The organism is Glaciihabitans sp. UYNi722, from assembly GCF_040549465.1.
In the GTDB taxonomy this organism is placed as follows: domain Bacteria; phylum Actinomycetota; class Actinomycetes; order Actinomycetales; family Microbacteriaceae; genus Lacisediminihabitans.
On record NZ_JBEPTL010000017.1, the window covers coordinates 1 to 26,709 of the forward strand.

Below are 26,709 nucleotides of genomic sequence, written 5' to 3' on the forward strand. Positions count from 1 at the left end.
TGCTCTCGCCGCCGGAATCTGGCACAACTGGCTCATCGGAGCCCACCACAAACGATCTCTCATCGCCTACGACCATTAGGACTCACTCATCTAGTCGTTCGCCCGCGGCATCCTTCGACACGGCACAGACGATGCGCTTGCCGCGACGCTCCGAATCCGCGATGGCTTCGAGGTGATCGGCCAGCGCGGTGCCGATTCCGCGGCGCCGGAATTCCGGCAGAACCTGCACGCCGAGCCACACCACTTCGGCGTCCCCCGCCGTTTGAGTCTCATAGGTCGCGCGCCCCACCACTCGTCCGTCGACGCGCACCGCGAAGAGGCGCTTCGGTTCGAACTCCTGGTCGAGCCAGCCCGGCAGCAGCTCATCGGCCGAGAACGAGAGCTCATCGCTGCCATAACCGTCGGCTTCGACGACGTTGCGCACGTCGACCGTAGCGATGAAATCCGCTGCTTCCGGTGACTGGAGGGTCGCAGGAATGGTGATCTCGTCGATCATGAACTCTGTCACGGGGGCGCCTCTCTGCTTGCCCTTTCGGGCAGCCGACCAGAATACAACGGCGGCCTCACTCCGAAACGGATCGAAACCCAAGCGTTGCATTCAGCGCTCAGGCGATGAGCCAGCCGTTGTCTGCCGCGATACGCACGGCCTCACCGCCATTGCGTGCGCGGGTCTTGCCGATGGCGGACGAGAGGTGATTGCGTACGGTGCCCTCGGAGAGATGCAGGACACGCGCGACATCGGCGATGCTCCCCTCGGAGCGGAGTGAGAGCAGCACGTCGGTCTCGCGCCTGCTCAGCGGCGAGTTTCCGGTGACCAGGGACTCGGTGGCCAGCGACGGGTCGATCACCCTGAGACCTGCGGCCACGCGACGCACAGCATCCGCGAGCTGATCAGATGGCGTGTCCTTCACCACGAAACCGGATGCCCCGGACTCGAGTGCGCGGCGCAGATAGCCAGGCCTGCCGAAGGTCGTCACGATGAGCGAGCGGCACCCGGTGGTGGAGTCCCGCAGTTGGCGGGCGACGGACAGGCCGTCGAGGCCCGGCATCTCCACATCGAGCATGGCAACTGCCGCGTTTGTCGAGATGACCAGGTCGAGCACCTCGTCGCCGCGTCCGGCCTGCCCCACCACCTGGAAATCGGGTTCGAGCGAGAGCAGCGAGGCCAGTGCGCCGCGCACCAGGGCCTGGTCGTCGGCGATCACGATCCTGATCTGTTCGGTCACGCCGCTCTCCGTGCCGTCAACTCGAAGCCGCCGTGAATGCTGCGACCGATGAGCAATTCGGCCCCGACCTCGCCGGTGCGTTCGCGCAGGCCGCGCAGGCCGTTGCCGTGATCGACGCGGACTACGATTGCCGCGTCATCCGGTCCGTGTCCGTTGTCGGCGATGGTGAGCTGCTCCCTGTCGATGGTGACCCAGCAGGCGACGGCGCCGGAATGGCGGATGACGTTGGTCACGCCCTCGCGAAGCACCCAGGCGAACACACCCTGCAGTCGCGGATCGACAGGATCGACCATGACCGGCAGGTTAGCCTCGATACCGGCGGCCGACAGCGCGGTGCTCGCGGCGACCAACTCGGAGTCGAGCGAGATCTCGCGGTAGTTCGAGACTGCGAGTCGGAGGTCGGAGAGGGCGCTTCTCGCCAACTTCTCGATGTCGGCGATCTCGGCCTCCGCCCTGTCGGGATCGATCTTCACCAGCCGCCTGGCCAGGTCGGATTTCACCGTCACCACGGTGAGCGAGTGGCCGAGCACGTCGTGCAGGTCGCGACCGAAGCGTGCGCGCTCTTCGACGACGGCGAGCCTGGCGATCTCCTCGTGCGCGACTTTGAGGCTCTGGTTCGACGTGGAGATGAAACCGAGGGCGATGAAGGCGACAGCGCCGACGCCGGTGGCGATCGGTGCGAAGAGCAGGCCGAATCCGAAGCCGTGCGACGCGGCGATCAGCAGCTGTACCGCCACCACGAGCACCGAGATCACGAGTGCATAGCGGATGCGCAGACCGGTGAAGGCGGCCGTCGAGACGACGAGAAGCCAGACCCAGATGGTATCGGCACCGATCAGCGGGAAGAGCAGGCAGGTCAGGGCCCAGTAGCCGACGATGATCAGGACCTTGCTGCGCGCCGGCTCGATCCAGATGATCGGACCGAGCAGCATGAACATCGCGTACAGCACGGCCATGAAGGCGAGGCCGACGACCTTCGAGACGGTCGGGAGCGGCCCGGTAACCACAGTGATCACCAGGATGCTCTGCCAGAGCAAGCCTGATCCTCCACCGATGTACCACTGGTGAGCGCCGCGGGTGGTGAGACGCTCGCGCAGGCTCGGGCGGCCATCCGTCGCCGTGTCGATCGCCTCATCCTGCACGCTAGTCACTGTAATCGAGGCCCGTCTCTCAAGCTCTGGCGGCGTCGCGGCGGTAGCGCCAGGTGATGAGCGCGGCGAGGGCGACCGTCCAGGCCACCAGCACGATGATCGGGATCATCACACCTCCGCTGCCGCTGGCGCCCATCTGGCCGAGACGGTTGAGCCAGAAGGACGGAACGATCTGGGCGACGTTGCTCACCCATCCCGGCAGGATCGCGAGCGGCAGCCACAGTCCGCCGAGGATCGCCATGCCAAGGAAGACGATCATGAACAGGGGCTGTGCGAACTCAGGCTTCGCGAACTGGCCGATTGCCACCGCAATCAGGGTGAACGGGATCACGCCGATCCAGATCCCGAGACCGGCCAGTACCCAGTGCAGCGGGTCGAGCCGCGCGCCGAGCACGATGATCGCCACGAGGATCAGTAGCACGATCGTCGCGAGCGCGATCATCGAGGCGGCCACGATCTTCGACACGAGGTATCCGGTGCTGGAGAGCGGAGTCACCCGCAGCTGCCGGTTCCAGCCGGTCGAGCGCTCGGTGGTGATCGCGAAGGCCTGGGAGAGGGCGGCCATCATGCCGCCGTAGGCCGCCATCTGCACCGTCGTCACGATGATCCACGGCAGCCCGGTGGTGGGTTCCGTTTGCCCTGACGAGCCGTAGAGCGAGCCGAAGAGCAGCAGCATCACCAGGGGTACAACGAAGGTGAAGATCAGCGACGGCAGGTTGCGCAACTGCCGCAGGGATTCGAGGGCCACGTATTTGATCGGCACGGTGGTGATCCGCACGGTTCTGGCGCTGCTTCTGGTGCTGGCGGTCGTGGTGCTCATTGTCACTGCCCTTCTGTGCTGGAGCCCACCGGCTCGCGGGTTTCGGAGGTCAGCGCGAGGAACGCATCGTCCATGTTGTGGGAGGTGATCTCGATATCGCGTGCAGAAGGGACGGCGGAGAGCAGTTCCCGTAGTGCGGCGTCGGAATCGTCGCAGACCAGCGCGAAACTCGCGCCGCGTCGCTCGAGTGAGCGCACACCCTGAAGGTTCTGCACTGCGTCGGCCGAGGCATCCGCGATGTCGTCGTCGACGGCGAAACGGATGATGCGACCGGAGACGACCGCTTTGACCTCGGTCGGCGTTCCGTCGGCCACGATCCGGCCGGCGTTGAGGATCACGATCCGGTCGGCGAAGGCGTCGGCCTCGTCGAGGTAGTGGGTGGCGAAGACCACGGTGCGCCCCTGGTCGGTGAACTCGCGCATGGAGAGCCAGAAGTCCCGGCGGGATTCGACGTCCATCGCCGCTGTTGGCTCGTCGAGGATCAGCAGGTCGGGGTTGGAGACCACGGCGACGGCAAACCGCGCTCGCTGCAGCTGTCCGCCGGAGAGCTTACTTACCCGCTGTGTAGCCAGCTCGGAGATTCCGGCCTTGGCCATCGCCTCCGCGACCGAGAGTGGGTTGTGGTGGGCACTCGCGACGAGCGCGATGCTCTGGGCGACGGTCATTCCGGGCAGCAGGGCGCCCCCCTGGAGCATCGCCCCGACCCTGCCATCGACGATCGCTGCACGCGGTTCGCTGCCGAAGAGCGTCGCGCTGCCACCGGTGGGGTGGGACAGGCCGAGAGCGAGATCAATGGTGGTCGACTTGCCGGCGCCATTGGGGCCGAGCAGCGCCACCACCTCGCCGCGTTTGATGGTCAGGTCGATACCATCGACGGCTTTCAGGCTGCCGAAGCTCTTGGAGATGCCTGTCAGTTCGATGGCGTGTGTTGTCATACATCCAGCCTCAAGGGTTGATCGAAAGCCCGCCACGACGCCGATCACGGTTCGGTCGTGACAATTGTCAGCGTGAGGAACTGAACACCCTCATCTCGCCTTGCGCTGTCGTGTGGGGGGGGGGGGGGGGGGGCGGGGCGCGCCCCCGCCCCCCCCCCCCCCCCCCCCCCCCACGACAGCGGTCGCGGGGATGGGCGACCTGGCGGAGTGTGCGACAGAAGCACAGCCGAGCCTGCCGGGCGAGGGTGTCGCACTCCGGTACCGTAGACGCAGGCATCCGGACCACAGAAAGGGCGGCAGCTTGTATCTCAAGAGCCTGACCCTCAAAGGGTTCAAGTCCTTCGCACAGCCGACCACCTTCGCCTTCGAGCAGGGTGTGACCTGCGTGGTCGGGCCGAACGGTTCTGGAAAGTCGAACGTCGTCGACGCCCTCGCCTGGGTGATGGGTGAGCAGGGCGCCAAGACGCTCCGCGGCGGCAAAATGGAAGACGTCATCTTCGCGGGCACGGCCACCAAGGGGCCGCTCGGTCGAGCCGAGGTCGTGCTCACCATCGACAATGCGGATGGCGCGCTGCCGATCGACTACGCAGAGGTCACGATCAGCCGCACCCTGTTCCGTAACGGCGGCAGCGAGTACGCGATCAACGGGGACACCTGCCGCCTGCTGGACGTTCAGGAGCTGCTCAGCGACTCCGGTCTCGGGCGCGAGATGCACGTGATCGTCGGCCAGGGGCAGCTCGATGCCGTGCTGCACGCCAGCCCCGAAGACCGCCGCGGCTTCATCGAGGAGGCCGCCGGCATCCTCAAGCACCGTCGTCGCAAAGAGAAGACGATCCGCAAGCTCGATGCCATGCAGGCCAACCTCACCCGGCTGAGCGACCTGGCGGGGGAGATCCGTCGCCAGCTCAAGCCGCTCGGGCACCAGGCCGAGATCGCCAAGGAGGCGCAGTCGATCGCGGCTATCGTGCGCGATGCGCGCGCCAGGCTCCTCGCCGACGAGGTCGTCGAGCTGCGCGCCACCATCACCGCGTCGAGTCGCAGTGAGAGCGAACGCAAGACGGAGCGCATCGTGCTGCAGGAGCAACTCGACCAGAACAAATTGCGCGGGCAGCACATCGAACAGGCGCAGGAGGGTGACGCCGTCGACCTCGCGCGTCGCACGGCCTTCGGCCTCGAGTCGGTGCAGGAGCGACTGCGCAGCCTGTACACGCTCGCCAACCAGCGCCTCGCGCTCCTCGGCCAGCAGAACGACACCCCGGAGGCCGGGCAGGGCGTGACCAGGCAGATGGTCGCCGACGCGAAAGATGAGGCCGAGCGTCTCGTCGAGACTGTGGCCGAAACCGAGGCGGCATGGCAGGAAGCCCAGCAGGCGACCGCGGCCGCGCGAGCCAACCTCGACGGCCTCGACGAGCAGATCGCCTACCAGTCGTCGCTCATCTCCCGCCACGATCTCGAGATTTCGAAGCTCACCGGCCAGGTCGATACCGCAGCATCCCGACTCGCCGCCGTACGTGGCGAGGTGCTGCGACAGCAGAACGCACTCGACGCGGCGCAGGTGCGTCGCGAACAGGCCCAGGCCGAATTCGCCCAGCTGGAGACGGATGCCGCGATCACCGACTCCGGCGAAACCGACCTCGATGCGGCCTACGAGACCGCCCAGGCCGAAGTGGTCGACGCGGAAGCCGAGATCGAGCGACTGCGCGAGCAGCTGCACGGCCACGAGCGGGAGCGTGACGCACTCGCCGCACGGACCAGCGCTCTCTCCTCAGCGCTTGACCAGAAGGACGGATCGAGCGCACTCGTCGGGGCGAGGCTCGACGGCATCCGGGGTCTCGTTGCGGAACACGTGGAGGTGCAGCCCGGCTTCGAAGCAGCCATTGCCGCAGCACTCGGATCGCTGGCCGACGCCGTACTCGCCGAAACGCGCAACGCGGCGTTCGACGCCATCGAACACTCGGCAGATAAAGACTTCGGGCGGGTGGAGATCGTCGTGGCCAAGAGTCGGAGCGCGACCGTGCGTTCGATGAACAAGGAGTATCTGGTGACCGCGTCGAGCGTGGTCACAGCTCCCGATGGAATCCTTGCGCTGCTCGAATCCGTGGTGATTGCCGAAGACCTCGAGGCGGCGAGACGCGCGTCGAAGCACTTGCCCGACGGATTCACCACCGTCATCACGAAGTCCGGCGACGTGCTCTCCGAGTACGTGCTGCGTGGTGGATCTGGCGCCAAGCGCTCACGTCTCGAGCTCGTCGCCGACAGGGATGCTGCGCAGGATCGTCTGCAGGAGGTCACCTCGCTCATCGACCGTGCACGCTTCGCCCTCGCCGAACAGCGCGGGCGACTCGAGGTCGCCAAAGAGCAGTCCACTCGCGCACTCACGGCCCTTCGCCAGTTCGATGCGCAACTGGCAGCCCAGACCGAGAAGCTCAATCGAGTACGGGTGCAGGTCGAAGCAGCCCAGGCCGAGGCCGAACGTCTCGATCGTGGTCTCGGTCTCGCGACGGATGCCGTGGCGGATGCCGCTGCCGCAGCCGAGAGGGCGAAGCAAGAACTCGAGACGGCATCATCCAGGCCACGGCCCATGCTCGACGTGGCGGCGCGCGATGGCGTGCTCGCCGAACTGGAGGTGGCGCGGGAGCGCGAGGTCGAGGCTCGGCTGCAGGTGGAGACGGCCAGGGAGCGGGTGCGCGCAGAACAGTTGCATGCGGCGCAGCTGGCGAAGCAGTTCGAGGCCGACCGGGCTGCGGCCGAGGAGGCTGCGCGACGCGCAGTCATCCGTCGTCGACAGGTTGCATCCGCCCAGACGGTGATTGACACCCTGCCCGCCGTTCTGGACTCCGCCGATCGGTCAGTGTCGCGGGCGCGGGTGGAACTCGCCGCTCGCGAATCGGAGCGCTCAGCCCAGAACGACGAGCTTGCGGAACTCCGCCGCGGCGAGAGCGGCCTGCGTGAGCGCCTCACTGCCATCAGCGAGAGCGTGCACGGCCTGGAGATGCAGGTCTACGAGAAGAAGTTGCACCTGTCGACGCTGCTCGAGCGCGCGGGTGAGGAGCTCGGCCTGGTGGAAGACGTGCTGGTCGCGGAGTATGGGCCGGAGCAACTGGTGCCGCTCGACCTCGCACCGAAAACGCAGGAGATCCCTGCCGAACCTTCCGAAAACAGCCCGGATGACGCGGATCTCGGCCGATCTCCTGCGTTTTCGGAAGTCGCCGAGGGTATTCCCTTCGTGCGCGCCGAGCAGGAGGTGCGCCTCGCCAGGGCGGATCGCAAGCTCGGCCAGCTCGGGAGGGTGAACCCGCTCGCACTCGAGGAGTTCGCCGCGCTCGAGCAGCGTCACAGGTTTCTCACGGAACAGCTCACCGACCTCACCGGTACTCGCAAAGACCTGCTCACGATCATCGAAGAGATCGACGAGAAAATGCAGGACATCTTCTCCAGCGCCTTCGAAGACACCCGTGCGGCCTTCAACACGGTCTTCCCGATCCTGTTCCCTGGCGGTACGGGCAGCATCCATCTCACCGATCCGGAGAACCTGCTCACGACGGGCATCGAGGTCAGCGTCAAGCCAGCCGGCAAGAAGATCGAGCGGCTCTCCCTGCTGAGCGGTGGTGAGCGATCCCTCGCGGCCGTCGCGCTGCTCATCGCGATCTTCAAGGCGCGCCCTAGCCCGTTCTACATCATGGACGAGGTCGAGGCCGCCCTCGACGACGCCAACCTCGGTCGGCTGCTCACCATCTTCGAAGACCTCCGCAAGAGCTCGCAGCTCATCGTGATCACCCACCAGAAACGCACCATGGAGATCGCGGATGCCCTCTACGGCGTCTCGATGCGGCAGGACGGCGTGAGTGCCGTCGTCGGTCAGCGCGTCAAGAAGGACCAGGCGAGCTAACTAGCGTTTCCAGTCCTGCCTGGAAGCTGCCCCGAAGCGAGCCGAGGGCGCCGAAGAACTCGGCGTCGCAGCGTTCGACGGCGCCGATCGCGCGGTTGACCAGCGCGATGCCCGCGTCGGTGACGGTCACGGTGATGGCCCGTCCGTCATCCGGATGCGGGAGCCGAGTCACCAGGCCCCCCGCCTCCAGCGCACGCAACACCTGCGAGGTCATCATGGGATCGGTAGCGACGCGATCGGCGAGGGCGCGCTGAGTCACCGCACCCTCCTCGGCATACCATGTGAGCGAGGCGAGCAACACGAACTGCACGTGGGTGAGCTCGAAGGGCTTCAGCACGGCGCGCTGCGCAGCCTGCCAGCGATTCGTCACCTGCCACAGCAGCAGTCCGGTGCTCTCAGCGGCCTGGTCGAAGCCGCTGGCCAGCCGTGTCATGGGGTGCTCGTCATCTCGGAGCGGATCATGTCGAAGTCTGCCTCGCTCAGGCTGATCAGGCCGCGGCGCAGGGTGTAGCCCCAGTTCTGTCCCCTGGTGAATTCGAGTTGTCCCACCAGGGGCTTGATAGGGGTTTCCCGGGCGTCTGGGTTCCAGGTGACGTGACGCCGCCAAGGCTGGAAGCCCTCCTCGTGCGCCTGCCAGAGTTCGTCATCCGCGATACGCCCGATCGCGGTAAATGCCTGCAGCGGCGCGCCATCCGGGTAGTCGGTTCGCGGCGAGTAGTGGACGATCCCGTCTCCGGCCTGCATGCGCGCGAGGGGCGGTCGCTTGCCGTGGTTGGCCTGGGCGATGCCGAGCCCCACGGCGCGCAGAACGTGACTGCGCGATACGACTCCCAGCCAGGCGCTCATCGGGTTCCTGCCGAAAGTGAAGTAATTATCGAAGTCATGGAGAAACTATGCGCGCATACTAAATCGATGTCAAGAGGTAATTCTGTGTTGTTATGCCGCATGGTGGAAAGGGCATCCACCGTCGGGCATGCTTCGCCGGGTACATTTGTCACATGGCTTCTCCCTGGTCCCTGTCGGGTGCGCTCAAGGGGATGTTCTCCCGTAAGACTATCGACGACGAAACCTGGGGCGATCTCGAAGACGCCCTCATCACCGCCGACTTCGGATCCGACCTCACCGACGCGGTCGTCGACGAGCTTCGCACCAACGTTCGTAAGTACAACACCACGGATCCCACCGACCTGAGGCGGATGCTGCGCGAGACCCTCGAGGAACGCCTCGCCAGGCTCAACCCCACCCTCACTCTCACCGCCCGTCCAGCCGTGATCCTCGTCGTCGGGGTCAACGGCGTCGGCAAGACCACCACTATCGGCAAGTTCGCCAAGTTCCTCACCGGCTACGGCCGCACCGTAATTGTCGGCGCTGCAGACACCTTCCGTGCCGCAGCGGTCGAGCAGCTCGCGACCTGGGCTGAGCGGGGCGGCGCGTCGATCCAGCGTCCTCAGCAGCACGGGCAGGATCCGGCATCCGTCGCCTTCCAGACCGTCGAGCGGGCGCGCAACGAGAGCATCGACATCGCCATCATCGACACCGCGGGTCGGCTGCAGACCAAGAGCGGTCTGATGGACGAGCTCGCCAAGGTGCGTCGGGTGATTGAGAAGCAGACCGACATCGCCGAGGTGCTCCTGGTGCTCGACGCCACGACGGGGCAGAACGGGCTCGCGCAGGCTGAGGCATTCATCGAGCATGCCGGTGTCACCGGACTCGTGCTGACGAAACTCGACGGATCGGCGAAGGGCGGCTTTGTGCTCGCTGTGCAGGAGAAGACCGGGATTCCGATCAAGCTCATCGGGCAGGGTGAGGGCATCAACGACCTCACCGGTTTCACGCCGCACGTCTTCGTGCAGAGTCTGATCGGCTGAGCACGGTAGGGGAGCCCTTGATGACCAGTACCGCACCACCTCTTCGCCCCGTGCACAAGGGCATCGCGATCACCGCTCTCCTGCTCGCGGTCGTCGGTGCGGCAACCGGCTACTGGGGTTTCGTGAGCGGCATCGACTATGCGCTCACAGGGTCCGGCGGGCCGGGGCCGAGCATCATCGTATTCTTCGTGGGGGCGGGACTCAGCGTTGCCGCGGTCGTGCTGGCGATAATCGGCCTCGTGCTGTCGAGCCGCAAGGCGCTGCCGACGGTGGCCCTCGTGATCGGACTGCTTCCCATCGCCGCGCTGATCGTCGGCGCTCTCTTCAACCGCCGGTGAAGGCTGCGTACTGGCGGCTGAGCGCGACGTAGTGTTCGGCGTTCGCCGTCATCTGTTCGCGTTCCTTGTCGCTCAGTTCCCTGCGCACTTTCGCCGGAACGCCTGCAACGAGCGATCCGGGCGGCACGACGGTGCCCTCGAGCACCACGGCTCCCGCGGCGACCAGTGACCCCGCACCGATGACAGCACCGTTCAGCACTGTCGCGCCCATGCCGATCAGGCAGTCGTCTTCAACTGTGCAGCCGTGCAACACGGCGGAATGACCGACACTCACTCGAGCGCCGACGGTGGTGGGGAGTCCGCTGTCGCAGTGCACGGAGACGTTGTCCTGGATGTTGCTGCTCTCGCCGATCGCGATCGCATCCGAGTCCGCTCGCAGTACAGAACCGAAGAAGACGCTCGATTTCTCCCCAAGCGTCACCTGGCCGATGACTGTCGCGTTCTGGGCGACCCACGCGGTGTCGTCGATCACGGGTGTGTGTCCTTCGAAAGCGAGTATCAGTGGCATTCGCCCAATTTACGCCCGTGCGTCGATCATCGGCACGCCGTACTCACCGAAGACGAGGTCAGCGGTGATGACCGTCAGGTCGTCGGTGAGCGACTGTGCGATCAACAGCCGGTCGAATGGGTCCCGGTGGTGGAGTGGAAGCGTCTCGAGGGTGTGCAGGTAGTCGTCGGAGATGCCGGTCCGCTGAAAACCCGCCTCCTGGATTACGCGGTAAAGGCTCGGCATGGCAGGAAGCTTTCCGATCGAGACTTTGATGGCGATCTCGAGCAGGCTCACCTCCGAGACCACAATCACCGCAGCATTTTCGATGGCTTTACGCGCCGATGGGCCGAGGTGCGGCGAGCCCATCATCAACCAATAGAGCGCATTCGTATCGAGGAGCGCTCTCATAGGTCGCGTTCAAGGCTTGCCTGCAGGGATTCAGAGAGCGCGCGATCCGCGGCGTCGAAGTCGATGTCTGAGGGGACCTCGCTGGCCAGCATCCCGAACAGCGCGCTTCTGGCGATCGCCGGTGCTGGACTGATGCGAAAGCGGGTGACACCACTGCCACGGCGAGTGATGAAGACGTCTTCGCCTCGTTCAGCGGCATCCAGGAGCTTGGAAAGCTGGCTTTTAGAGTCATGCACGTTCGCAATTATCATCTAGCTAGATTAGCTAGATTTTTTCGCGCCCGCCATCCGTGAGAAGGGTCGCATAAGAAGAAATGTGTAGGAGAAGTCGCTCAGGCGAAGAGCGCGCCGATCTGCTCGGCGAACTCGTCGTCGAGGTCGAGAGCCAATGCCGCCGTGACCGCATCCCACTGCGAGGTGCGCCGCGGAGAGACGATCGACGCTGTAACCGACGGATGCCAGCGCAGCCAGGCCAGCGCGAGTCCGGAGACGCTGGTGTCGTGTTCCTTCGCCAGGGCGGCGAGCCGACCGACCCGCACCCGGTTCTCCTCGGTGAAGGAGCCCGCATACATCGCCGGGGCGATCGCGAGTCGGCTGCCCTCCTCCGGTTCGTCCTCACCGAGGTAGCGATCCGAGAGCAGGCCGCCGGCCAACGGCGAATAGCCGGTGTATCCGACACCTTCCCCCGATGCGAGGGGCAGCAGGTCCCGCTCGTCGTGACGGGCGACGAGACTGAACTCGTTCTGCACCCAGCCTGGCCGCGGGAGTCCCGCGCGATCGGCCGCGTTCAGCAGGGTCTCGAGCTGGCGAACGTCGACATTCGAGCATCCGAAAGCCTTGATCTGGCCGGCGTCGAGGGCTACGGCGAAAGCGGTGAGTGTCTCTTCGAGGGGCGTGGAATCATCCGGTGCGTGCGAGAGGTAGAGGTCGACGTGACCGAGCCGGGAGCGGCTGAGAGCGAGCTGGCGGGCGATGTGGTCTCCACGGAGCGAGATGCCGTCCTGGCCGGGTTCGACGACGTTGCCGACCTTCGTGGCGACGAGCACGTCCCCCCGTTCGCGTTCCTCGCGCCATCGTCCGACGACGCGCTCGCTCTCGCCACCGGCGTAGCTGTTGGCGGTGTCGATGACCCGGATGCCGATCTCGTAGCCTTCATCGAGTCGCTCGAGGGCCTCATCGGTCGCCATGCCGAGCCCGCGAGTCGCGATCGAGGAACCGACGCCGCCGATCGATCCGGCGCCGAAAAAGAACTCGCTGACCATGAGCCCGGTTGCGCCCAACTCGAGCTGTTTCATTCCTGCAGCCTAAGCCGAGAGTGCCGCCGAAAATGGCCGAAGCTTCGCCCGCAGCGCACTTGCCGAAAAAGCACGGCATCCGTCGTTTAAGATGGATGCACTATGGCCACCTTTGGAAACCTCACCGACCGTCTCGTTGAGACCTTCAAAAACCTACGCGGCAAGGGCAAGCTCACTGCTGCGGATATCGACGGCACCGTCCGCGAGATCCGTCGAGCCCTGCTCGACGCCGACGTCGCCCTTGAGGTCGTGAAGGAGTTCACCGGTCGCGTGCGCGAGCGTGCCCTCGGCGACGAGGTCAATAAGGCCCTTAACCCCGCCCAGCAGGTGGTGCAGATCGTCAACGACGAGCTGGTCACGATCCTCGGTGGCGAGGCTCGTCGCATCGAGTTCGCGAAGAACCCGCCGACGGTGATCATGCTCGCCGGCCTCCAGGGTGCCGGTAAGACGACCCTTGCCGGAAAGCTCGCCAAATGGCTGGCCGGTCAGAATCACACACCGCTGCTCGTCGCTGCCGACCTCCAGCGACCCAACGCGGTCACGCAGTTGAAGGTCGTCGGCGAACAGGCCGGCGTTCCCGTCTTCGCGCCAGAACCCGGCAATGTCGGGGCTGAGGATGCCGCTCCGAAGACCTTCTTCGGTGGGGGCGGGGGTAACCCGGTCAAGGTAGCCAAAGACGCGATCAAGTTCGCGAAAGACAAGCTCTACGACGTTGTGATCGTCGACACGGCCGGCCGTCTCGGCGTCGATGCCGAGCTCATGAAGCAGGCGGCGGACATTCGTAAGGCGATCGATCCCGACGAGGTCTTCTTCGTGATCGACGCCATGATCGGCCAGGACGCCGTCGCTACGGCGAAGGCCTTCCAGGACGGTGTCGATTTCACCGCAGTGGTACTCACCAAGCTCGATGGGGATGCTCGCGGTGGTGCGGCGCTGTCCGTGGCATCCGTCACCGGGCGCCCGATCATCTTCGCCTCCACCGGTGAGGGTCTCGACGATTTCGAGCCGTTCTATCCCGACCGCATGGCCAGCCGAATTCTCGACCTCGGTGACATCCTCACCCTCATCGAGCAGGCACAGAAGACCTTTGACGAAGATGAGCAGCGCAAGGTCGCAGAGAAATTCGCCACCGACAGCTTCACGCTCGAAGACTTCCTCAGCCAGATGCAGCAGCTCAAGAACATGGGTTCCATCAAGAACATGCTCGGGATGCTGCCAGGAGCCAAGGGCATGCGCCAGCAGCTCGACAACTTCGACGAGTCGGAGATCACCAGAACCGAGGCCATCATCCAGTCGATGACCCTCACCGAACGTCGCCAGCCGCGAGTTCTCAACGGATCGCGCCGCGTACGCATCGCACGGGGTTCCGGCACGACGGTGACCGAGGTCAATGCCCTGGTCAACCGCTTCGAGCAGGCGGCCAAGATGATGAAGACCGTGGCCAAGGGCGGAATGCCCCAGATGCCCGGTATGGGTCCGATCCCTGGCGCCAGCTACGGCGGAGCGCGAAAGCAGCAGCCGAAGAAGAGCTCGAAGTCGGGCAACCCGGCGAAGCGTGCGGCGGAGAACGCCGCGCTCGCCGCGGGCAATAAGCCCGCGACAGCTGCTGCGGGCTCCGGATTCGGTTTCGGTGGCGGCGCTTCGAAAGAGGGGCCGACCGAAGAAGAACTCGCCAGCCTGCAGAAGTTGCTCGGCCGCTAGGCGCCAGCATCCAGATCTCCTGTCGACTGAACTAGACCGGACCGGACTTGCATCGCCGACTCGTGAGTCCCATAGGCTTTGACCATGGTCAATCTGAAGAATCCGGTCCGTATCGGCGTGCAACTCGCGCCGCAGCATTCCACCTACGCCGAGCTGCGTGACGCCGCCGCGAAGATCGAGGATCTGGGCGCCGACGTGCTGTTCAACTGGGATCACTTCTACCCGCTCTCCGGCGAACCGGACGGGCTGCATTTCGAGTCCTGGACGATTCTCGCGGCCTGGGCTGAGCAGACATCCCGCATCGAACTCGGGCCACTCGTCAACTGCAACAGCTATCGCAACCCCGACCTGCAGGCCGACATGGCCCGCACGATCGATCATATCAGCGGCGGCCGCTTCATCTTCGGCACCGGTTCCGGCTGGTTCGAGCGCGACTACACCGAGTACGGCTACGCCTTCGGTACTACAGGCCAGCGGCTCGACGCACTCGCCGAAGATCTTCCCCGCATCGAGGCCCGGTGGGCGAAGCTCAATCCGGCTCCGGTGCGTAAGATCCCCGTGCTCATCGGCGGTGGTGGCGAGAAGAAGACGCTCAAGATCGTGGCGAAGCATGCTGATATCTGGCACAGCTTCTCCGATCCGGAGACCCTCACGCGCAAGCTGGGCATCCTCGGCGACTGGTGCACCGAGGTGGGCCGCGACATCGACGACATCGAGATATCTACAGAGTTGAGGGGTCGTACCACAGCGGATGCCGACGAGCTCTACGGTCTCGGAACGCGCCTGTTCACCGTGGGGATGTCCGACGCGGAGCACGACTTCACCAAGGTCACCGAGTGGTTGGCCTGGCGCGACTCGAAGAACGCCGGTTGAGGCGGTCATTCCTGACATCGTTCGGCTAAAAACAGACAGGTCCGAATCGCGCCGGATCGATGATGGTGGCCGTCGATAGTGTGAGGAAATGACTACTCCCCAGGACGTCCTCGCGCCGTCCTCGCGCCTGTCCGGCCGCGTATTGATCGCCATTTGCGTCACGGTTCTCGCCTGGGCGAGCGCCTTCGTGGTGATCAGGGGAGTGGCGCCGCATTTCGGCGGGGGAGCCCTGGCTCTCGGTCGGCTCACGGTGGGAGTCGTGCTGCTCTCGACCATGGTAATCGGTCGCAAATGGGTCAGGCCGACCCTGCGTGAATGGCTGCTCATTCTGCTCTTCGGCATCGCATGGTTCGGCGCCTACAACGCGGCGCTCAATACCGCAGAGCACAGCCTGGATGCCGGAACGACCTCGATGCTGGTCAACATCGGGCCGATACTCATCGCACTCGGTGCCGGGGTGTTCCTCGGCGAGGGCATCCCGAAGTGGCTCGCGATCGGCGCGGGTGTCGCGTTCGTCGGTGTCGTCCTGATCGGAATCAGCACGGCAGTCTCCGGTTTCGGTGACGGCACCGGTGTGTTGTGGGCACTGTTGGCGGCGGTCACTTACGCGATCGGCGTGCTGAGCCAGAAGCGGGTGCTGCGCCGCCTGCCTGCCGCCCAGGTCACCTTCCTCGGCTGCGCGATCGGCATGCTCGCATGTACACCGTTCCTGCCGCAGCTCATCGGTGACCTGCAGACAGCCCCGGCTTCGAGCATCCTCGGGGCCATATATCTCGGCGCTGTGCCCACCGCGCTCGCTTTCAGCACCTGGGCCTACGCGCTCTCCCGGATGCCCGCGGGCCAGCTCGGGGTGACGACCTACGTCGTTCCCGCGATCACGATCGTGCTGAGTCTGCTGTTCTTCCACGAGGTGCCAGCGTCGCTCGCGATCCTGGGTGGAATTGTCTGTCTTGCGGGTGTCGCGGTCTCTCGCCGCCGCTCGCGGGTGATCGCAGAACAGATTGGTTCCTGAACCCCGAGTTATCTGCAAGAATGATCAGTCGAGTCTTTTGCCGTCCGACCCTCTAATCAGACGCGATCGACTCCCATCAGAGCTTTTCTGCCGAGTGTGCACCCCACGCTCACGGCAAGCAGTTCGCCCCAAAAATAATCTACGGAGAATTGTGGCTGTAAAAATTCGTTTGAAGCGCATGGGCAAGATCCGCGCTCCTTACTACAGAATCGTTGTCGCCGACGCGCGCACCAAGCGTGATGGTCGCGTCATCGAGGAGATCGGCAAGTATCACCCCACCGAGGAGCCTTCGCTCATCGAGGTCAACTCCGAGCGTGCGCAGTACTGGCTCAGTGTCGGCGCGCAGCCGACCGAGCAGGTCGCGGCGTTGCTTAAGCTGACCGGTGATTGGGGAACCTTCAAGGGCGAGAAGGATGCTGTCAGCACTGTCAAGACCAAGGAGTCCAAGGCCGATTTCGTCGCCGACGAGAAGAAGAAGCCGGTGCTCAAGCCCAAGGCTGAGGCACCCGCTCCCAAGGCAGAGGAGCCGGTTGTCGAAGCCGCTACTGCCGAGGGCGTCGAGGTTCCTGCTGTTGAGGCCGACGCTGAGATTGCTCCCGCCGTCGCCGATGTCGTTGCAGAAGATGCAGCCGTCGTCGAGGCCACGTCTGACGCGGCAGAGGCCAAGGCCGACGCCACCGAAGAGGCTGAGGCAGAAGACGCCAAAGCCGACAAGGCCTAGGCAATGCTCGCAGCCGCTCTCGAGCACCTCGTCAAGGGGATCGTCGATAACCCGGACGAGGTTCAGGTTGTAGCAAAGAATTCACCACGCGGAGAGGTTCTCGAGGTGCGCGTGCACCCCGCTGACCTCGGTCGCGTGATCGGTCGCGCTGGTCGCACCGCGAAGGCGCTCCGCACCCTCGTTTCGGCCATCGCCGATGGTCATAAGGTGCGCGTCGACGTGGTGGACACCGATTTCTAGAGAAGTTAACCCCAGCGAACAGCTCCGGGTAGGCCGCCTCACCAAGGCACACGGTCTCAAAGGCGCTATCAAGGTCGAGTTGTATACGGATGCCCCGGAGCGGCGTTTCGTTCCGGGCGCCGTGTTCTCCCTGCAGGTGCCGACGAGCTCGTCCTGGCACGGCAAGACGCTCGAGCTCATCGAACTCAAGTGGTACAACACGCATCCGGTGGCGTTCTTCAAGGACGTCCCTGACCGTTCGGTAGCCGAGACCCTCATCAAGGCGATCCTCTGGGTCGACCAGGATCTCGCCGAGCAGTCCGATGAAGAAGACGCCTGGTACGACCACCAGCTCGTCGGCCTCTCGGTGATGCGCGACGGCGTCAAGGTCGGCACGGTGTCTCTCGTGGACCACCTGCCCGCGCAGGATCTCCTGCATGTAACGACGGAGACCGGCGAGGTGCTGGTGCCCTTCGTGAAGGCGATAGTTCCCGCCGTAGATATCGCTGCGGGTATCCTCACTGTCACGCCACCGGCCGGTCTCTTCGAGGAGCTGCCTGACGACGAGCCTGACCACGAGCCCGGCGACGAGTCGGCGACCGAGGATTCGCCCAAGCCAGAGTAGCTAGCCGCAGAGCGGTTGCGAGGGATCGTGCGCAGCGCGGAACGCATACGATCATCAGATGCGCATCGACATCGTCACGATATTTCCGGAGTTCTTCTCCGTACTCGATGTCTCACTGCTCGGTCGTGCGCGCCAGAGCGGTCTCATCGATCTGGGCGTGCACGACCTGCGTGACTACACCTTCGACCGGCATCGCTCTGTGGACGACACCCCCTACGGCGGCGGCGCGGGAATGGTCATGCGGCCTGAACCGTGGGGAGAGGCGCTCGACAGCATCCTCTACGCGAGTGAGGCGAAGCAGTCGACGGCCCCCGTCATCATCTTCCCGTCGCCAGCCGGCGAGGTCTTCACCCAGGCCACGGCGCAGGAGTTCGCGGTGGAGCAGCACCTGGTCTTCGGATGCGGTCGTTACGAGGGAATCGACCAGCGCGTCGTCGACTACGCGGCCACCCGCACCCGCGTGCGCCTCGTGAGCATGGGGGACTACGTGCTCAACGGCGGCGAGGTCGCGACCATGGCGATGATCGAAGCGGTCGGGCGACTCATTCCCGGCGTCGTCGGCAACCCGGAGAGCCTGGTCGAGGAATCCCACTCGGATGGCCTGCTCGAATACCCGAGCTACACCAAACCGGCAGAGTGGCGAGGTTTCGGGGTGCCGCCGGTGCTGCTGAGCGGCAACCACGGAGCTATCGCAGCCTGGCGGCGGGAGCAGCAGCTGGAGCGAACCAGGATCGTGCGACCCGACCTCCTGGCCGACTAAGCCCGCCGCAGCCCCGTCATTCGGTCGCGGCTCCGCCAACGCCGGTCGCGCAGATAGCGTCCAGTGCCAAATCGCCGTCGACAGTGCCAAATGAGTGCCAAATGAAGGCGTTCCCACCATCTGCAGCATCCTCCGCCCCGGAAACTCGGGACCCGCGGTCCATGGGTGCCTTCATTTGGCACTGGACTGCATGGCACTGGACTGCATGGCACTGGACTGCATGGCACTGGACCGGACGGAAGGGACGCGTACTAACCCCTCGCCGTGAGTACGATTGGCCCGTCATCCGTGATAGCGATCGTGTGCTCAGAATGGGCGGCGCGAGAACCGTCGAGGCTGCGTAGTGTCCAGCCGTCCGGGTCCGTGTAGATGCGATCCGTGGTCTGCATGAGCCACGGTTCGATGGCAAAGACGAGTCCGGCGCGAAGCGGAAACCCGCGCCCGGGGCGCCCATCGTTCGCCACGTGCGGATCGCCGTGCATCGTGCGGCCGACGCCATGGCCGCCGAAATCCAGGTTGATCGAGAACCCCGCCGCGTGGCAGACCTCGCCGATGGCGGCCGAGACGTCGCCCATCCTCGCACCGGGCTGGGAGGCTGCGATCGCCGCATCCAGTGCCCGCTCGGTGGTTTCGATCATCCGCAGGTCTTCCTGGCGAGGGGTGCCGACGACGATGGTGAGGGCCGAGTCAGCCACCCAACCGTTCACGGATGCCGCGAAGTCGACGCTGAGCACATCGCCGTCCTTCAGCCGGTAGTCGAAGGGCAGGCCGTGCAGCGCAGCATCGTTGACCGAGGTGCAGAGCACCTTGCCGAACGGCATCGCGCCGAAGGAGGGGTGGTAATCCACATAGCTGCTCACCGCCCCGGCTTGGCGGATCATGTCGGCTGCCAGCTCGTCGAGTTCCAGCAGGTTCACGTCGACAGCGGATGCCGCCTCCAACCCGCTGAGAACACTCGCGACGAATGCGCCGGCAGCTTTCATCTCCTCGATTTCGGCCGGGGTCCTGAGCTCGATCATGCGTCTCCTATCGCGTGCAACAATTCTTCCCTCCTACCGAGCGTAAGCTTTCCCGCATGTGGTATCGCAGGGCTGTTTTCAACTCGCAGTTCGCCGCAACCATCATCCTGCCGCTCTGGCTCCTGATCGGACGGGTGTTCTTCGGCGTCATTCTCGGTTGGCACTACGCCATCGGGCTGTTCCTCGCGCCACTTCTCTTCGTCTTCCTCGCCGTCGTCGCGACGCTGACCTGGGCGCGGAAACGCACACGTCGGTCGGGTGCGGTGTCGCGGATGGACGCGATCCTGCTCTCCTTCTGGTACTTCGCCATTCTCTGCTATGGCTTCTTCGTCGTCGACTCGGTGCACAGCGAGGAGCCAGGCACGTCCATCGCTACCAAGGCTTTCGGGCAGCAGTTCAGGGATGCCTCGTTCACCATCGCCGACATCTCCGGCGGCGTGATCATCGTGATCGCCCTCACCACCTTCTGGGTCGTGCTGGTCGAATATCTCGTGGAAACCAGGCCGCACGTGGTCAAATCGTTGACCGGTCTCGAGGACAGCGAGCTGGGCTGGGTCAGCGACGGCATCGAACTACCCTCAACGGATTCCCCACCACAAGCCGCCTCGACCTAGCCCCGGTAGCGCGGCGGGCCCGCGATATGGCAGAATTACCCCTTGTGCTCGCAGCACGGCCCTGCCACAGGGGGCGCCGTCTTTGATTCGAGCACCATTCCTTCTCTAGTTTCATCGATATCGTGATCGACCTGTGGCGGTTGCAGAGAGCGAACCACCATGCATATTCTCGACGCCGTTGACGCGGCATCACTCCGCTCAGACATCCCGGACTTCCGCGCCGGAGATAACGTGAAGGTTCACGTAAACATCATCGAGGGCACCCGCTCCCGTATCCAGGTCTTCCAGGGCGTCGTCATCGGCCGCTCGGGTGAAGGCGTGCGCGAGACCTTCTGTGTTCGCAAGGTCAGCTTCCAGGTCGGGGTGGAGCGCACCTTCCCTGTGCACTCCCCGGTCATCGACCACATCGAGGTCGTCACCCGCGGCGACGTGCGTCGCGCCAAGCTCTACTACCTGCGCAACCTGCGCGGCAAGAAGGCGAAGATCAAGGAAAAGCGCGAAGCGCACTAGACGCGCCGCTCCATCCGCAGCTTTCTCTGAGCTCCCCATCACCTAAAATGATGGGGAGCTCAGGGGTTTAATGACAGAAATCGATCCGGCTACGTCGACACCGGACGTAGCCGAAACGTTGCGCCGCAAGAACCGTGGCGTCAAACTTTTCATCCGCGACATCGTGTTGATCTTCGTCGCGGCTATCATCATCTCGGTCGGCATCAAGGCCTTCCTGATCCGCTCGTTCTACATTCCATCCGGGTCGATGGAGAACACCCTCCAGATCAACGACCGCATCATCGTCAATGAGCTCGTGCCCAAGGTGGTCCCTGTGCAGCACGGGGATGTCGTGGTGTTCAAGGATCCGGGTGGATGGCTCCCGCCGAGCGCACCCCTGAATCAGAACGGTTTCGCCGCCGGCGTCGACTGGGTGCTCTCGGTTGTAGGACTGAGTGCGCCGGACAGCAACGACCACCTGATCAAGCGTGTGATCGGACTGCCGGGGGACAAGGTCGCCTGCTGCAATGCCTTCGGCCAGATGACCGTCAACGGCATCCCGCTCGTCGAGCCATACCTCAAGCTCGACAACGGGGTCACCAAAGTCTCTTTTGATGATTTCTCCATCACGGTGCCCAAGAACAGCCTCTGGGTCATGGGCGACAACCGCTACAACTCCCGGGACTCGCGCTATCATCCCGACACACCTACAAAGGGCTTCGTGCCAATGGACGATGTTGTCGGCCGCGCATTCGTGATCAGTTGGCCATCGAGCCATTGGACCTGGTTGGACAACTATCCGAAGGTCTTCGGCGGCGTGAACGGCAACAGCAAGTAAGTGGCTCCCGTCGACCCAACCCTCGAAGTCGAGAAGCTCCTCCACGGCGGCGGAGCGCGATACGTCATCGGATGCGACGAGGTGGGTCGCGGGGCGATCGCGGGTCCCGTCGCTGTCGGCCTCTGTGTCGTCGATACCGCTGTCGGGCCGATGCCGGTCGGGCTGCGCGATTCCAAACTGTTGAGCGAGAAGCGCCGGGAAGAGCTCGCGCCGCTCGCCGTCGGCTGGGGCCGCCATACGGCTGTCGGGCTGGCCTCCGCGGAGGAGGTCGACACCCTCGGGATCATGGCCGCCCTCGGCCTGGCGGGTAAGCGGGCGCTTATGGACCTCCATGCGGCTGGTGCGGTGATCGCCGATTCGGTGATCCTTCTGGACGGAAGCTTCGACTGGCTGAACCCCGCGCTGCAATCGCCGCTGCGGTTGCAGACCCGCGTGAAGGCCGACCGCGACTGCGCATCGGTGGCTGCGGCATCCGTGGTCGCCAAGGTGCACAGGGATCGGCTGATGATCGGTGCCCACGAGACCCACCCGAACTACGGCTGGGCGTCGAACAAGGGCTACGGCAGCGCCGGTCACTTCGCCGCCATCGCCGAGTTCGGGGCCACCGACTACCACCGTCACACCTGGCTCCACGCGCTACCCGCCCCCGTCGGGTAGCGGGCGCCGCGACCGTGTCGAAACCAAACTAGAATCGGTCTCAGCATGGAAGAAGACGAGTTCGAAGACTACGACCGTGAGGTCGAGCTTGCGCTGTACCGCGAATACCGGGATGTCGTTTCCCAGTTTCGCTACGTGGTGGAGACCGAGCGGCGCTTCTACCTGGCCAACGAGGTGGAACTGGTGCGCCAGGACACGGAGCACGATTTCTACTTCGAACTGACGATGAACGATGTCTGGGTCTGGGATGTCTACCGCTCCGACCGCTTCGTGAAATCCGTGCGGGTGCTCACCTTCAAAGACGTCAACGTCGAGGAGCTCTCCGCTAAGGAACTGGAACTCCCCAAGGAACTCGCTCTCGACGAGTAGCGGCGGCATCCCCTTGCCCCGCCCCCGTCGCGTCTGTCCTCTCCTCACCCGCGTCACATGATCCGCACGATTCGACAGATGGCACACCGCTCGATCGACTGACCGCCTTGCACCGGCATCCTCGTTCCAGGAGGTGGCCATGGCTGCGAAAGATGAACTGGGCAGACGGGGTGAGGATGTCGCTGCTGCCGCATTGACAGCGGCGGGGTATCTCATCCTGGACCGCAACTGGCGCTGCCCGCAGGGTGAGATCGACATCGTGGCTGTAGACGGCGACGAGACGGTGTTCGTCGAGGTCAAGACGCGGTCGAGCCTGGCGTTCGGGCATCCGCTCGAGGCGATCACCGCTCGCAAACTGGCGCGATTGAGGCGTCTGGCGGCGGCCTGGTGTGAAGCTCACCCTGGCAACCATGACCGCATCCGCATCGATGCCGTGGCCATCATCGCGCCCGCCGTCGGTCAGCCACAGGTGGAACACCTGAGGCGGGTGTTCTGATGCCGATCGGACGCACTACCGCCGTCTCGCTGCTCGGGCTTAGCGGAGCCCTCGTCGAGGTGGAGGCAGACATTTCGAGCAACCTGCCCGCCTTCGTGCTTATCGGTCTGCCCGATGCTGCCCTCGGTGAGGCTCGCGACAGGGTGAGGGCTGCGGCGGTGAACTCCGGCTGCGCCCTGCCGAACCGCAAGATCACGGTGAACCTTTCCCCGGCAGCCCTTCCCAAGCACGGCTCCGGATTCGACCTCGCGATCGCCATGGCCGCGCTTGCCGCAGCAGGCATCGTGGGGTCGGAGTCGGTAGCGAGGGTGGTGCACCTCGGCGAACTGGGACTGGACGGGCGGTTGAGGCCGATTACCGGCATCCTTCCCGCCGTTCTCGCGGCAGCTCGCTCAGAGGCCGCGATTGTGATGGTGCCCAGCGGCAATGTGGATGAAGCCAGCCTGGTGCCGGGAATCCGGGTGATCGGCGTCGCATCCCTCCGCGACGCGGCCATCTGGCACGGCGCGGAGTTCGAGCCGGTTCCTGTCGAAGTGCTCACCGCGCCGAGCCCCGCTATTCCAATCGATGATGGCCTCGACCTGTCGGAGATCGTCGGCAACGACGATGCGATCGAGGCGATGATCGTCGCAGCAGCCGGGGGGCATCACATGTTCCTGCTCGGTCCGCCCGGCGCGGGCAAGACGATGCTCGCGGCCAGGCTGCCGGGCCTGTTGCCCGATCTCGATGCGCAGGCAGCCCTCGAGGTGAGTTCGATCCGCTCGCTGGCGGGGCTTCCGGTCGGTGCGACACTGGCCAGCCGTCCGCCGATCGAGTCGCCCCACCACACCGCCAGTGCGGCGTCTCTCGTGGGAGGTGGGAGCAGTGTCATCCGGCCAGGGGCTGCCGCGCGAGCCTCGCACGGGATCTTGTTTCTCGACGAGGCTCCCGAGTTCCAGCCTGCGGCCCTTGACGCACTGCGACAACCGCTCGAGTCGGGTGTCATCAGCATCCATCGGGCGAACGCAGTGGCGCACTTTCCGGCGAGGTTCCAACTGGTGTTGGCTGCAAATCCCTGCCCGTGCGGCCAGTACGGCGCGCGGGATTCGGAGTGCATGTGTCCTCCGCATACCCGACGCCGATATCTCGCGAGGCTTTCCGGTCCGCTGCTCGATCGCATCGACATCCAGCTCCGGGTATCCCGCGTCACCGCGGTGCGGCTCCGGATGGCGGACGAAGCACCACGGATCACAACGGTGCAGGCGCGGGAACGGGTGATCGAGGCGAGGTCGGCGACAGCGGCACGGCTAGCAGGCACACCGTGGTCTCTCAACTCGCAGATTCCCGGCTCATGGCTGCGTAACGCGGCCAATCGACTCTCACCCTCCGCGACCGTGTCCATCGACAGGGCTCTCGAACGCGGCGGGCTCACTATGCGTGGTTACGACCGGGTTCTGAGGTTGGCGTGGTCGATCGCCGACCTCGCCGGCGACGCACGCCCGACGGCCGACCATCTCGGGCGGGCGCTCTACCTCAGGAAGGCACTCTCATGACGATGTTCGGACTGGATGAAGCGGCAGTGGTGCCACTCGTGCAGGCGATCGCCGGCGAGCACGTGGCGGTCGAGCAGATCGAGGACCGTTTCGCGCGCGCCAGCTGGACCGGCATCGCCGAGCCCGGCGACCGCCTGGCGGGCGAGCTCGTCGTTGCAATGGGTGCGGCACGAGCGCTCGCGACGCTGGTCGAGGGCTGGAGTTCCGAACGAGTTCGGGAATCCATCGCCGCCGCCGGGGCCGATGTCACTCGCGATGACGTCAAGGCTGCGCTGGCTCGCTGGCAGCCGAGAATGAGATCCGCGGTCGCGCTGACCGCCCTGCGGCAGGCTGCTCGCTTCTCGGTCAGGCTTCTCGTACCGGGTGATCCGGGCTGGCCGGTCGCCGTCGACGACCTTGGGCCGCACGCTCCGCTGGCCCTGTGGTTGCGTGGCAACGAGTCCACCCTGGTGAGCGTCGATCGCTCAATCGCGCTCGTGGGCGCCCGCGCGGCCACCGGTTATGGGGAACACGTCACGATGGAGGCATCCGCCGGCCTTGTCGACCGCGGCTACACAATCGTGTCCGGTGCCGCATATGGGATCGACGGGATGGCGCACAGGGCTGCGCTCGCGAGTGCAGGGAAGACTGTGGCCTTCCTCGCCGGCGGGGTCGACCGTTTCTATCCCAGTGGACACGACGCTCTGCTCACTCGAATCGTCGAGAAGGGAGCTGTGGTATCTGAGCTGCCGTGTGGCTCCCCACCGACAAAATGGAGATTTCTGCAGCGCAACAGGTTGATTGCGGCATCGAGTCGAGCGACCGTGGTGCTCGAAGCGGGTTGGCGGTCGGGCTCGCTCAACACCGCGGGCCACGCGGCATCGCTCGGGCGCCCAATCGGTGCGGTTCCCGGTCCTGTGACGTCGCCAGCGTCGGCCGGGTGCCACCGGCTGATCCGCGAATTCGACGCGGTGTGCGTGACCAACGCCGACGAGATGGCCGAACTCGCGCCGCTCGAGGAGGTGACATCGAGATCGGTTGCATCTCCGAGCAGCCAGGTATCCCAGGAGATGACCCGCGTACTCGATTCCCTCAGCGTCCGTTCGCCGCGTTCGTCAACGGATATCGCGGCTCGCTCCGGCCTCTCGGTGGCTGGCGTGCGGTCCGTGCTGGGTGTACTGGAACTCGAGGGAGCGGTCAGGGAGGGGGAACGCGGCTGGACGGCGATCACACAGTGAGGATGCCCGTGCACGGTGCGTCTAGGCTGCTGCCGTGACCCAATTCGGACAGCATCCGGCCCCGGCCCACCGCATCGCGCATATCAGCGACACCCATTTCCTCGGCGGTGCTCGACCGCTCTATGGCAAGCTCGCAACTCACGAGAATCTGCTGCGCGCCATAGAGCTGCTCGAGAAGTCGGCCAGCAGACCGGAGGCCATCGTCTTCACCGGAGACCTCGCTGACCTTGCAGAACCTGACGCCTATCGTCGCCTCCGTGGCATCGTCGAGCCGGCAGCCGCCCGTATCGGCGCCCAGGTGATCTGGGTCATGGGCAACCATGACGAACGCTTCCAGTTCGCGACCGAGATGCTCGACGAAGCGGGCTCGACCGAGCCGCAGGATCACGTCTACGACGTCAACGGGCTGCGGATCATCGCCTTCGACAGCACAGTTCCCGGCTATCACCACGGCGATATGACGGATGCCCAGCTCGCCTGGCTCGCGCAGGAGCTCAGCACCCCCGCGCCGCACGGCACCCTGCTGGCCATGCATCATCCGCCCATCCCGACACCGCTCGAAGTCATGGAGCTGCTCGAACTGCGCGGGCAGAGCAGGCTCGCCGAGGTCATTCGGGGCACGGATGTGCGCGGCATCCTGGCCGGCCACCTGCACTACACGACGCACAGCCTCTTCGCCGGGGTGCCGGTTTCTGTGGCAGCAGCCACCTGCTACACCATGGATCTCAGCGCGCCGCTTCACACACTGTCCGGCGTCGACGGCGGCCAGGCTTTCAACCTCGTACACCTCTACGAGGACCAGATCGTGCACTCGGTGATCCCCATCGGAGAGTTCGTCGAGACCACCGGATTCAGCGAGGCCTTCCTTCGCGGCCTGGAATCGATGACGCCCGAGGCGCGGCTCGAAGCCTTCTCGAGCAAGACCTCGACATTCACCGTCGAGCAGGTCGAGGCGTTGGGCGCGACAGACTGAACCGCGACGCAACTGAGCCGCAGCGCAGCAGATCCACGTTGCGCGAGCCGCAGCGCAGCAGACCCACGTTGCGCGAGCCGCAGCGCAGCAGACCCACGTTGCGCGAGCCGACAAGCGGCCGCGTTGTGCGCGTTGCGTTGGCCTGCAACACACGGGAGTGCGCGACGATGGACCC

At 65.0% G+C, this 26,709-nt stretch carries 30 protein-coding genes and 2 pseudogenes; 19 read left to right on the forward strand and 13 right to left on the reverse strand.

Annotated elements, in window-relative coordinates:
- Positions 1-82 precede the first annotated feature (82 nt).
- The 6 genes and pseudogenes from ABIB56_RS12610 to ABIB56_RS18505 form a co-directional block, all read right to left on the reverse strand.
- Positions 83-508: a GNAT family N-acetyltransferase gene (locus ABIB56_RS12610; protein ID WP_354569567.1), complete on the reverse strand. Its 426-nt coding sequence runs from the start codon at positions 506-508 to the stop codon at positions 83-85.
- A gap of 97 nt (positions 509-605) precedes the next feature.
- Entirely contained in the window at positions 606-1,226 is a 621-nt protein-coding gene (locus tag ABIB56_RS12615) for a response regulator (RefSeq protein ID WP_354569568.1), read from the reverse strand.
- Positions 1,223-2,368, reverse strand: a complete 1,146-nt coding sequence (locus ABIB56_RS12620) for a sensor histidine kinase (protein ID WP_354569569.1) — start codon at positions 2,366-2,368, stop codon at positions 1,223-1,225. Before ABIB56_RS12620 ends, ABIB56_RS12615 begins: the two co-directional genes overlap by 4 nt.
- A gap of 28 nt (positions 2,369-2,396) precedes the next feature.
- Positions 2,397-3,197, reverse strand: a complete 801-nt coding sequence (locus ABIB56_RS12625; protein ID WP_354569570.1) for an ABC transporter permease — start codon at positions 3,195-3,197, stop codon at positions 2,397-2,399.
- Positions 3,198-3,478: 281 nt separating this feature from the next.
- Positions 3,479-3,586, reverse strand: a pseudogene (locus ABIB56_RS18500) (ABC transporter ATP-binding protein); the annotation flags it as partial.
- Positions 3,587-3,670: 84 nt separating this feature from the next.
- A pseudogene (locus ABIB56_RS18505) lies at positions 3,671-4,132 on the reverse strand (ATP-binding cassette domain-containing protein); the annotation flags it as partial.
- A 301-nt stretch (positions 4,133-4,433) separates the two neighbouring features.
- Here ABIB56_RS18505 and smc point away from each other — a divergent pair.
- Entirely contained in the window at positions 4,434-8,021 is a 3,588-nt protein-coding gene (smc, locus tag ABIB56_RS12635; RefSeq protein ID WP_354569572.1) for a chromosome segregation protein SMC, read from the forward strand.
- Here the strand turns inward: smc and ABIB56_RS12640 are convergent.
- Both ABIB56_RS12640 and ABIB56_RS12645 read right to left on the reverse strand, forming a co-directional pair.
- Complete coding sequence (locus tag ABIB56_RS12640) at positions 7,999-8,454, reverse strand: MarR family winged helix-turn-helix transcriptional regulator (RefSeq protein WP_354569573.1); 456 nt, start codon at positions 8,452-8,454, stop codon at positions 7,999-8,001. The two genes, smc and ABIB56_RS12640, sit on opposite strands and share 23 nt — an antisense overlap.
- Positions 8,451-8,867, reverse strand: a complete 417-nt coding sequence (locus ABIB56_RS12645) for an EVE domain-containing protein (RefSeq protein ID WP_354569574.1) — start codon at positions 8,865-8,867, stop codon at positions 8,451-8,453. Before ABIB56_RS12645 ends, ABIB56_RS12640 begins: the two co-directional genes overlap by 4 nt.
- Positions 8,868-9,019: 152 nt before the next feature.
- Here ABIB56_RS12645 and ftsY point away from each other — a divergent pair, with 152 nt between their 5' ends.
- Positions 9,020-9,889 (forward strand): signal recognition particle-docking protein FtsY, encoded by an 870-nt coding sequence (gene ftsY / locus ABIB56_RS12650; RefSeq protein WP_354569575.1) that lies wholly within the window; start codon positions 9,020-9,022, stop codon positions 9,887-9,889.
- 20 nt (positions 9,890-9,909) lie between these two features.
- Positions 9,910-10,227 (forward strand): hypothetical protein, encoded by a 318-nt coding sequence (locus tag ABIB56_RS12655; RefSeq protein ID WP_354569576.1) that lies wholly within the window; start codon positions 9,910-9,912, stop codon positions 10,225-10,227.
- Here the strand turns inward: ABIB56_RS12655 and ABIB56_RS12660 are convergent.
- The 4 genes from ABIB56_RS12660 to ABIB56_RS12675 form a co-directional block, all read right to left on the reverse strand.
- Positions 10,214-10,735: a gamma carbonic anhydrase family protein gene (locus ABIB56_RS12660; protein ID WP_354569577.1), complete on the reverse strand. Its 522-nt coding sequence runs from the start codon at positions 10,733-10,735 to the stop codon at positions 10,214-10,216. The two genes, ABIB56_RS12655 and ABIB56_RS12660, sit on opposite strands and share 14 nt — an antisense overlap.
- Before the next feature lie 9 nt (positions 10,736-10,744).
- Positions 10,745-11,125: a type II toxin-antitoxin system VapC family toxin gene (locus ABIB56_RS12665; RefSeq protein ID WP_354569578.1), complete on the reverse strand. Its 381-nt coding sequence runs from the start codon at positions 11,123-11,125 to the stop codon at positions 10,745-10,747.
- Positions 11,122-11,361, reverse strand: coding sequence for a type II toxin-antitoxin system Phd/YefM family antitoxin (locus ABIB56_RS12670; protein ID WP_354569579.1), 240 nt, complete (start codon positions 11,359-11,361; stop codon positions 11,122-11,124). The genes ABIB56_RS12665 and ABIB56_RS12670 overlap by 4 nt, the downstream gene beginning before the upstream one ends.
- 95 nt (positions 11,362-11,456) lie before the next feature.
- Entirely contained in the window at positions 11,457-12,419 is a 963-nt protein-coding gene (locus ABIB56_RS12675; protein WP_354569580.1) for an aldo/keto reductase, read from the reverse strand.
- A gap of 102 nt (positions 12,420-12,521) precedes the next feature.
- Between ABIB56_RS12675 and ffh the strand changes: the two genes are divergently transcribed.
- The 7 genes from ffh to trmD all read left to right on the forward strand — a co-directional run bounded on the left by ffh (position 12,522) and on the right by trmD (position 18,330).
- Complete coding sequence (ffh, locus tag ABIB56_RS12680) at positions 12,522-14,120, forward strand: signal recognition particle protein (RefSeq protein ID WP_354569581.1); 1,599 nt, start codon at positions 12,522-12,524, stop codon at positions 14,118-14,120.
- Positions 14,121-14,204: 84 nt separating this feature from the next.
- Complete coding sequence (locus tag ABIB56_RS12685) at positions 14,205-14,993, forward strand: LLM class F420-dependent oxidoreductase (RefSeq protein ID WP_354569582.1); 789 nt, start codon at positions 14,205-14,207, stop codon at positions 14,991-14,993.
- Between the two features lie 88 nt (positions 14,994-15,081).
- Positions 15,082-16,005 (forward strand): DMT family transporter, encoded by a 924-nt coding sequence (locus ABIB56_RS12690; protein WP_354569583.1) that lies wholly within the window; start codon positions 15,082-15,084, stop codon positions 16,003-16,005.
- Between the two features lie 151 nt (positions 16,006-16,156).
- Positions 16,157-16,726 (forward strand): 30S ribosomal protein S16, encoded by a 570-nt coding sequence (gene rpsP, locus ABIB56_RS12695; protein ID WP_354569584.1) that lies wholly within the window; start codon positions 16,157-16,159, stop codon positions 16,724-16,726.
- A gap of 3 nt (positions 16,727-16,729) precedes the next feature.
- Entirely contained in the window at positions 16,730-16,966 is a 237-nt protein-coding gene (locus ABIB56_RS12700) for an RNA-binding protein (RefSeq protein WP_354569585.1), read from the forward strand.
- Complete coding sequence (gene rimM, locus ABIB56_RS12705; RefSeq protein ID WP_354569586.1) at positions 16,923-17,570, forward strand: ribosome maturation factor RimM; 648 nt, start codon at positions 16,923-16,925, stop codon at positions 17,568-17,570. Before ABIB56_RS12700 ends, rimM begins: the two co-directional genes overlap by 44 nt.
- Positions 17,571-17,628: 58 nt before the next feature.
- Positions 17,629-18,330 (forward strand): tRNA (guanosine(37)-N1)-methyltransferase TrmD, encoded by a 702-nt coding sequence (gene trmD / locus ABIB56_RS12710; protein ID WP_354569587.1) that lies wholly within the window; start codon positions 17,629-17,631, stop codon positions 18,328-18,330.
- 251 nt (positions 18,331-18,581) lie between these two features.
- On the opposite strand, the gene map is transcribed toward trmD, so the two are convergent.
- Positions 18,582-19,349: a type I methionyl aminopeptidase gene (gene map / locus ABIB56_RS12715; protein WP_354569588.1), complete on the reverse strand. Its 768-nt coding sequence runs from the start codon at positions 19,347-19,349 to the stop codon at positions 18,582-18,584.
- A 56-nt stretch (positions 19,350-19,405) separates the two neighbouring features.
- On the opposite strand from map, the gene ABIB56_RS12720 reads away from it, so the two are divergent.
- The 9 genes from ABIB56_RS12720 to ABIB56_RS12760 all read left to right on the forward strand — a co-directional run bounded on the left by ABIB56_RS12720 (position 19,406) and on the right by ABIB56_RS12760 (position 26,534).
- Positions 19,406-19,963 (forward strand): hypothetical protein, encoded by a 558-nt coding sequence (locus ABIB56_RS12720; protein ID WP_354569589.1) that lies wholly within the window; start codon positions 19,406-19,408, stop codon positions 19,961-19,963.
- A gap of 159 nt (positions 19,964-20,122) precedes the next feature.
- A complete protein-coding gene (gene rplS / locus ABIB56_RS12725; protein ID WP_354569590.1) occupies positions 20,123-20,473 on the forward strand; it encodes a 50S ribosomal protein L19 in 351 nt (116 codons plus the stop codon).
- Positions 20,474-20,543: 70 nt separating this feature from the next.
- Complete coding sequence (lepB, locus tag ABIB56_RS12730) at positions 20,544-21,290, forward strand: signal peptidase I (RefSeq protein WP_354569591.1); 747 nt, start codon at positions 20,544-20,546, stop codon at positions 21,288-21,290.
- Entirely contained in the window at positions 21,291-21,947 is a 657-nt protein-coding gene (rnhB, locus tag ABIB56_RS12735) for a ribonuclease HII (protein WP_354569592.1), read from the forward strand. It begins immediately after the preceding gene.
- 45 nt (positions 21,948-21,992) lie between these two features.
- A complete protein-coding gene (locus ABIB56_RS12740; RefSeq protein ID WP_147783863.1) occupies positions 21,993-22,316 on the forward strand; it encodes a DUF2469 family protein in 324 nt (107 codons plus the stop codon).
- Positions 22,317-22,455: 139 nt separating this feature from the next.
- Positions 22,456-22,812 carry a YraN family protein gene (locus ABIB56_RS12745; protein WP_354569593.1) on the forward strand — a complete coding sequence of 119 codons (357 nt, stop codon included), beginning with the start codon at positions 22,456-22,458 and terminating at the stop codon, positions 22,810-22,812.
- The gene (locus ABIB56_RS12750) at positions 22,812-24,344 is read left to right on the forward strand and encodes a YifB family Mg chelatase-like AAA ATPase (RefSeq protein WP_354569594.1); all 1,533 of its coding nucleotides are present in this window, start codon (positions 22,812-22,814) and stop codon (positions 24,342-24,344) included. Before ABIB56_RS12745 ends, ABIB56_RS12750 begins: the two co-directional genes overlap by 1 nt.
- Complete coding sequence (gene dprA / locus ABIB56_RS12755) at positions 24,341-25,561, forward strand: DNA-processing protein DprA (RefSeq protein WP_354569595.1); 1,221 nt, start codon at positions 24,341-24,343, stop codon at positions 25,559-25,561. Before ABIB56_RS12750 ends, dprA begins: the two co-directional genes overlap by 4 nt.
- A gap of 34 nt (positions 25,562-25,595) precedes the next feature.
- Positions 25,596-26,534: a phosphodiesterase gene (locus ABIB56_RS12760; RefSeq protein WP_354569596.1), complete on the forward strand. Its 939-nt coding sequence runs from the start codon at positions 25,596-25,598 to the stop codon at positions 26,532-26,534.
- Positions 26,535-26,709: the final 175 nt, after the last annotated feature.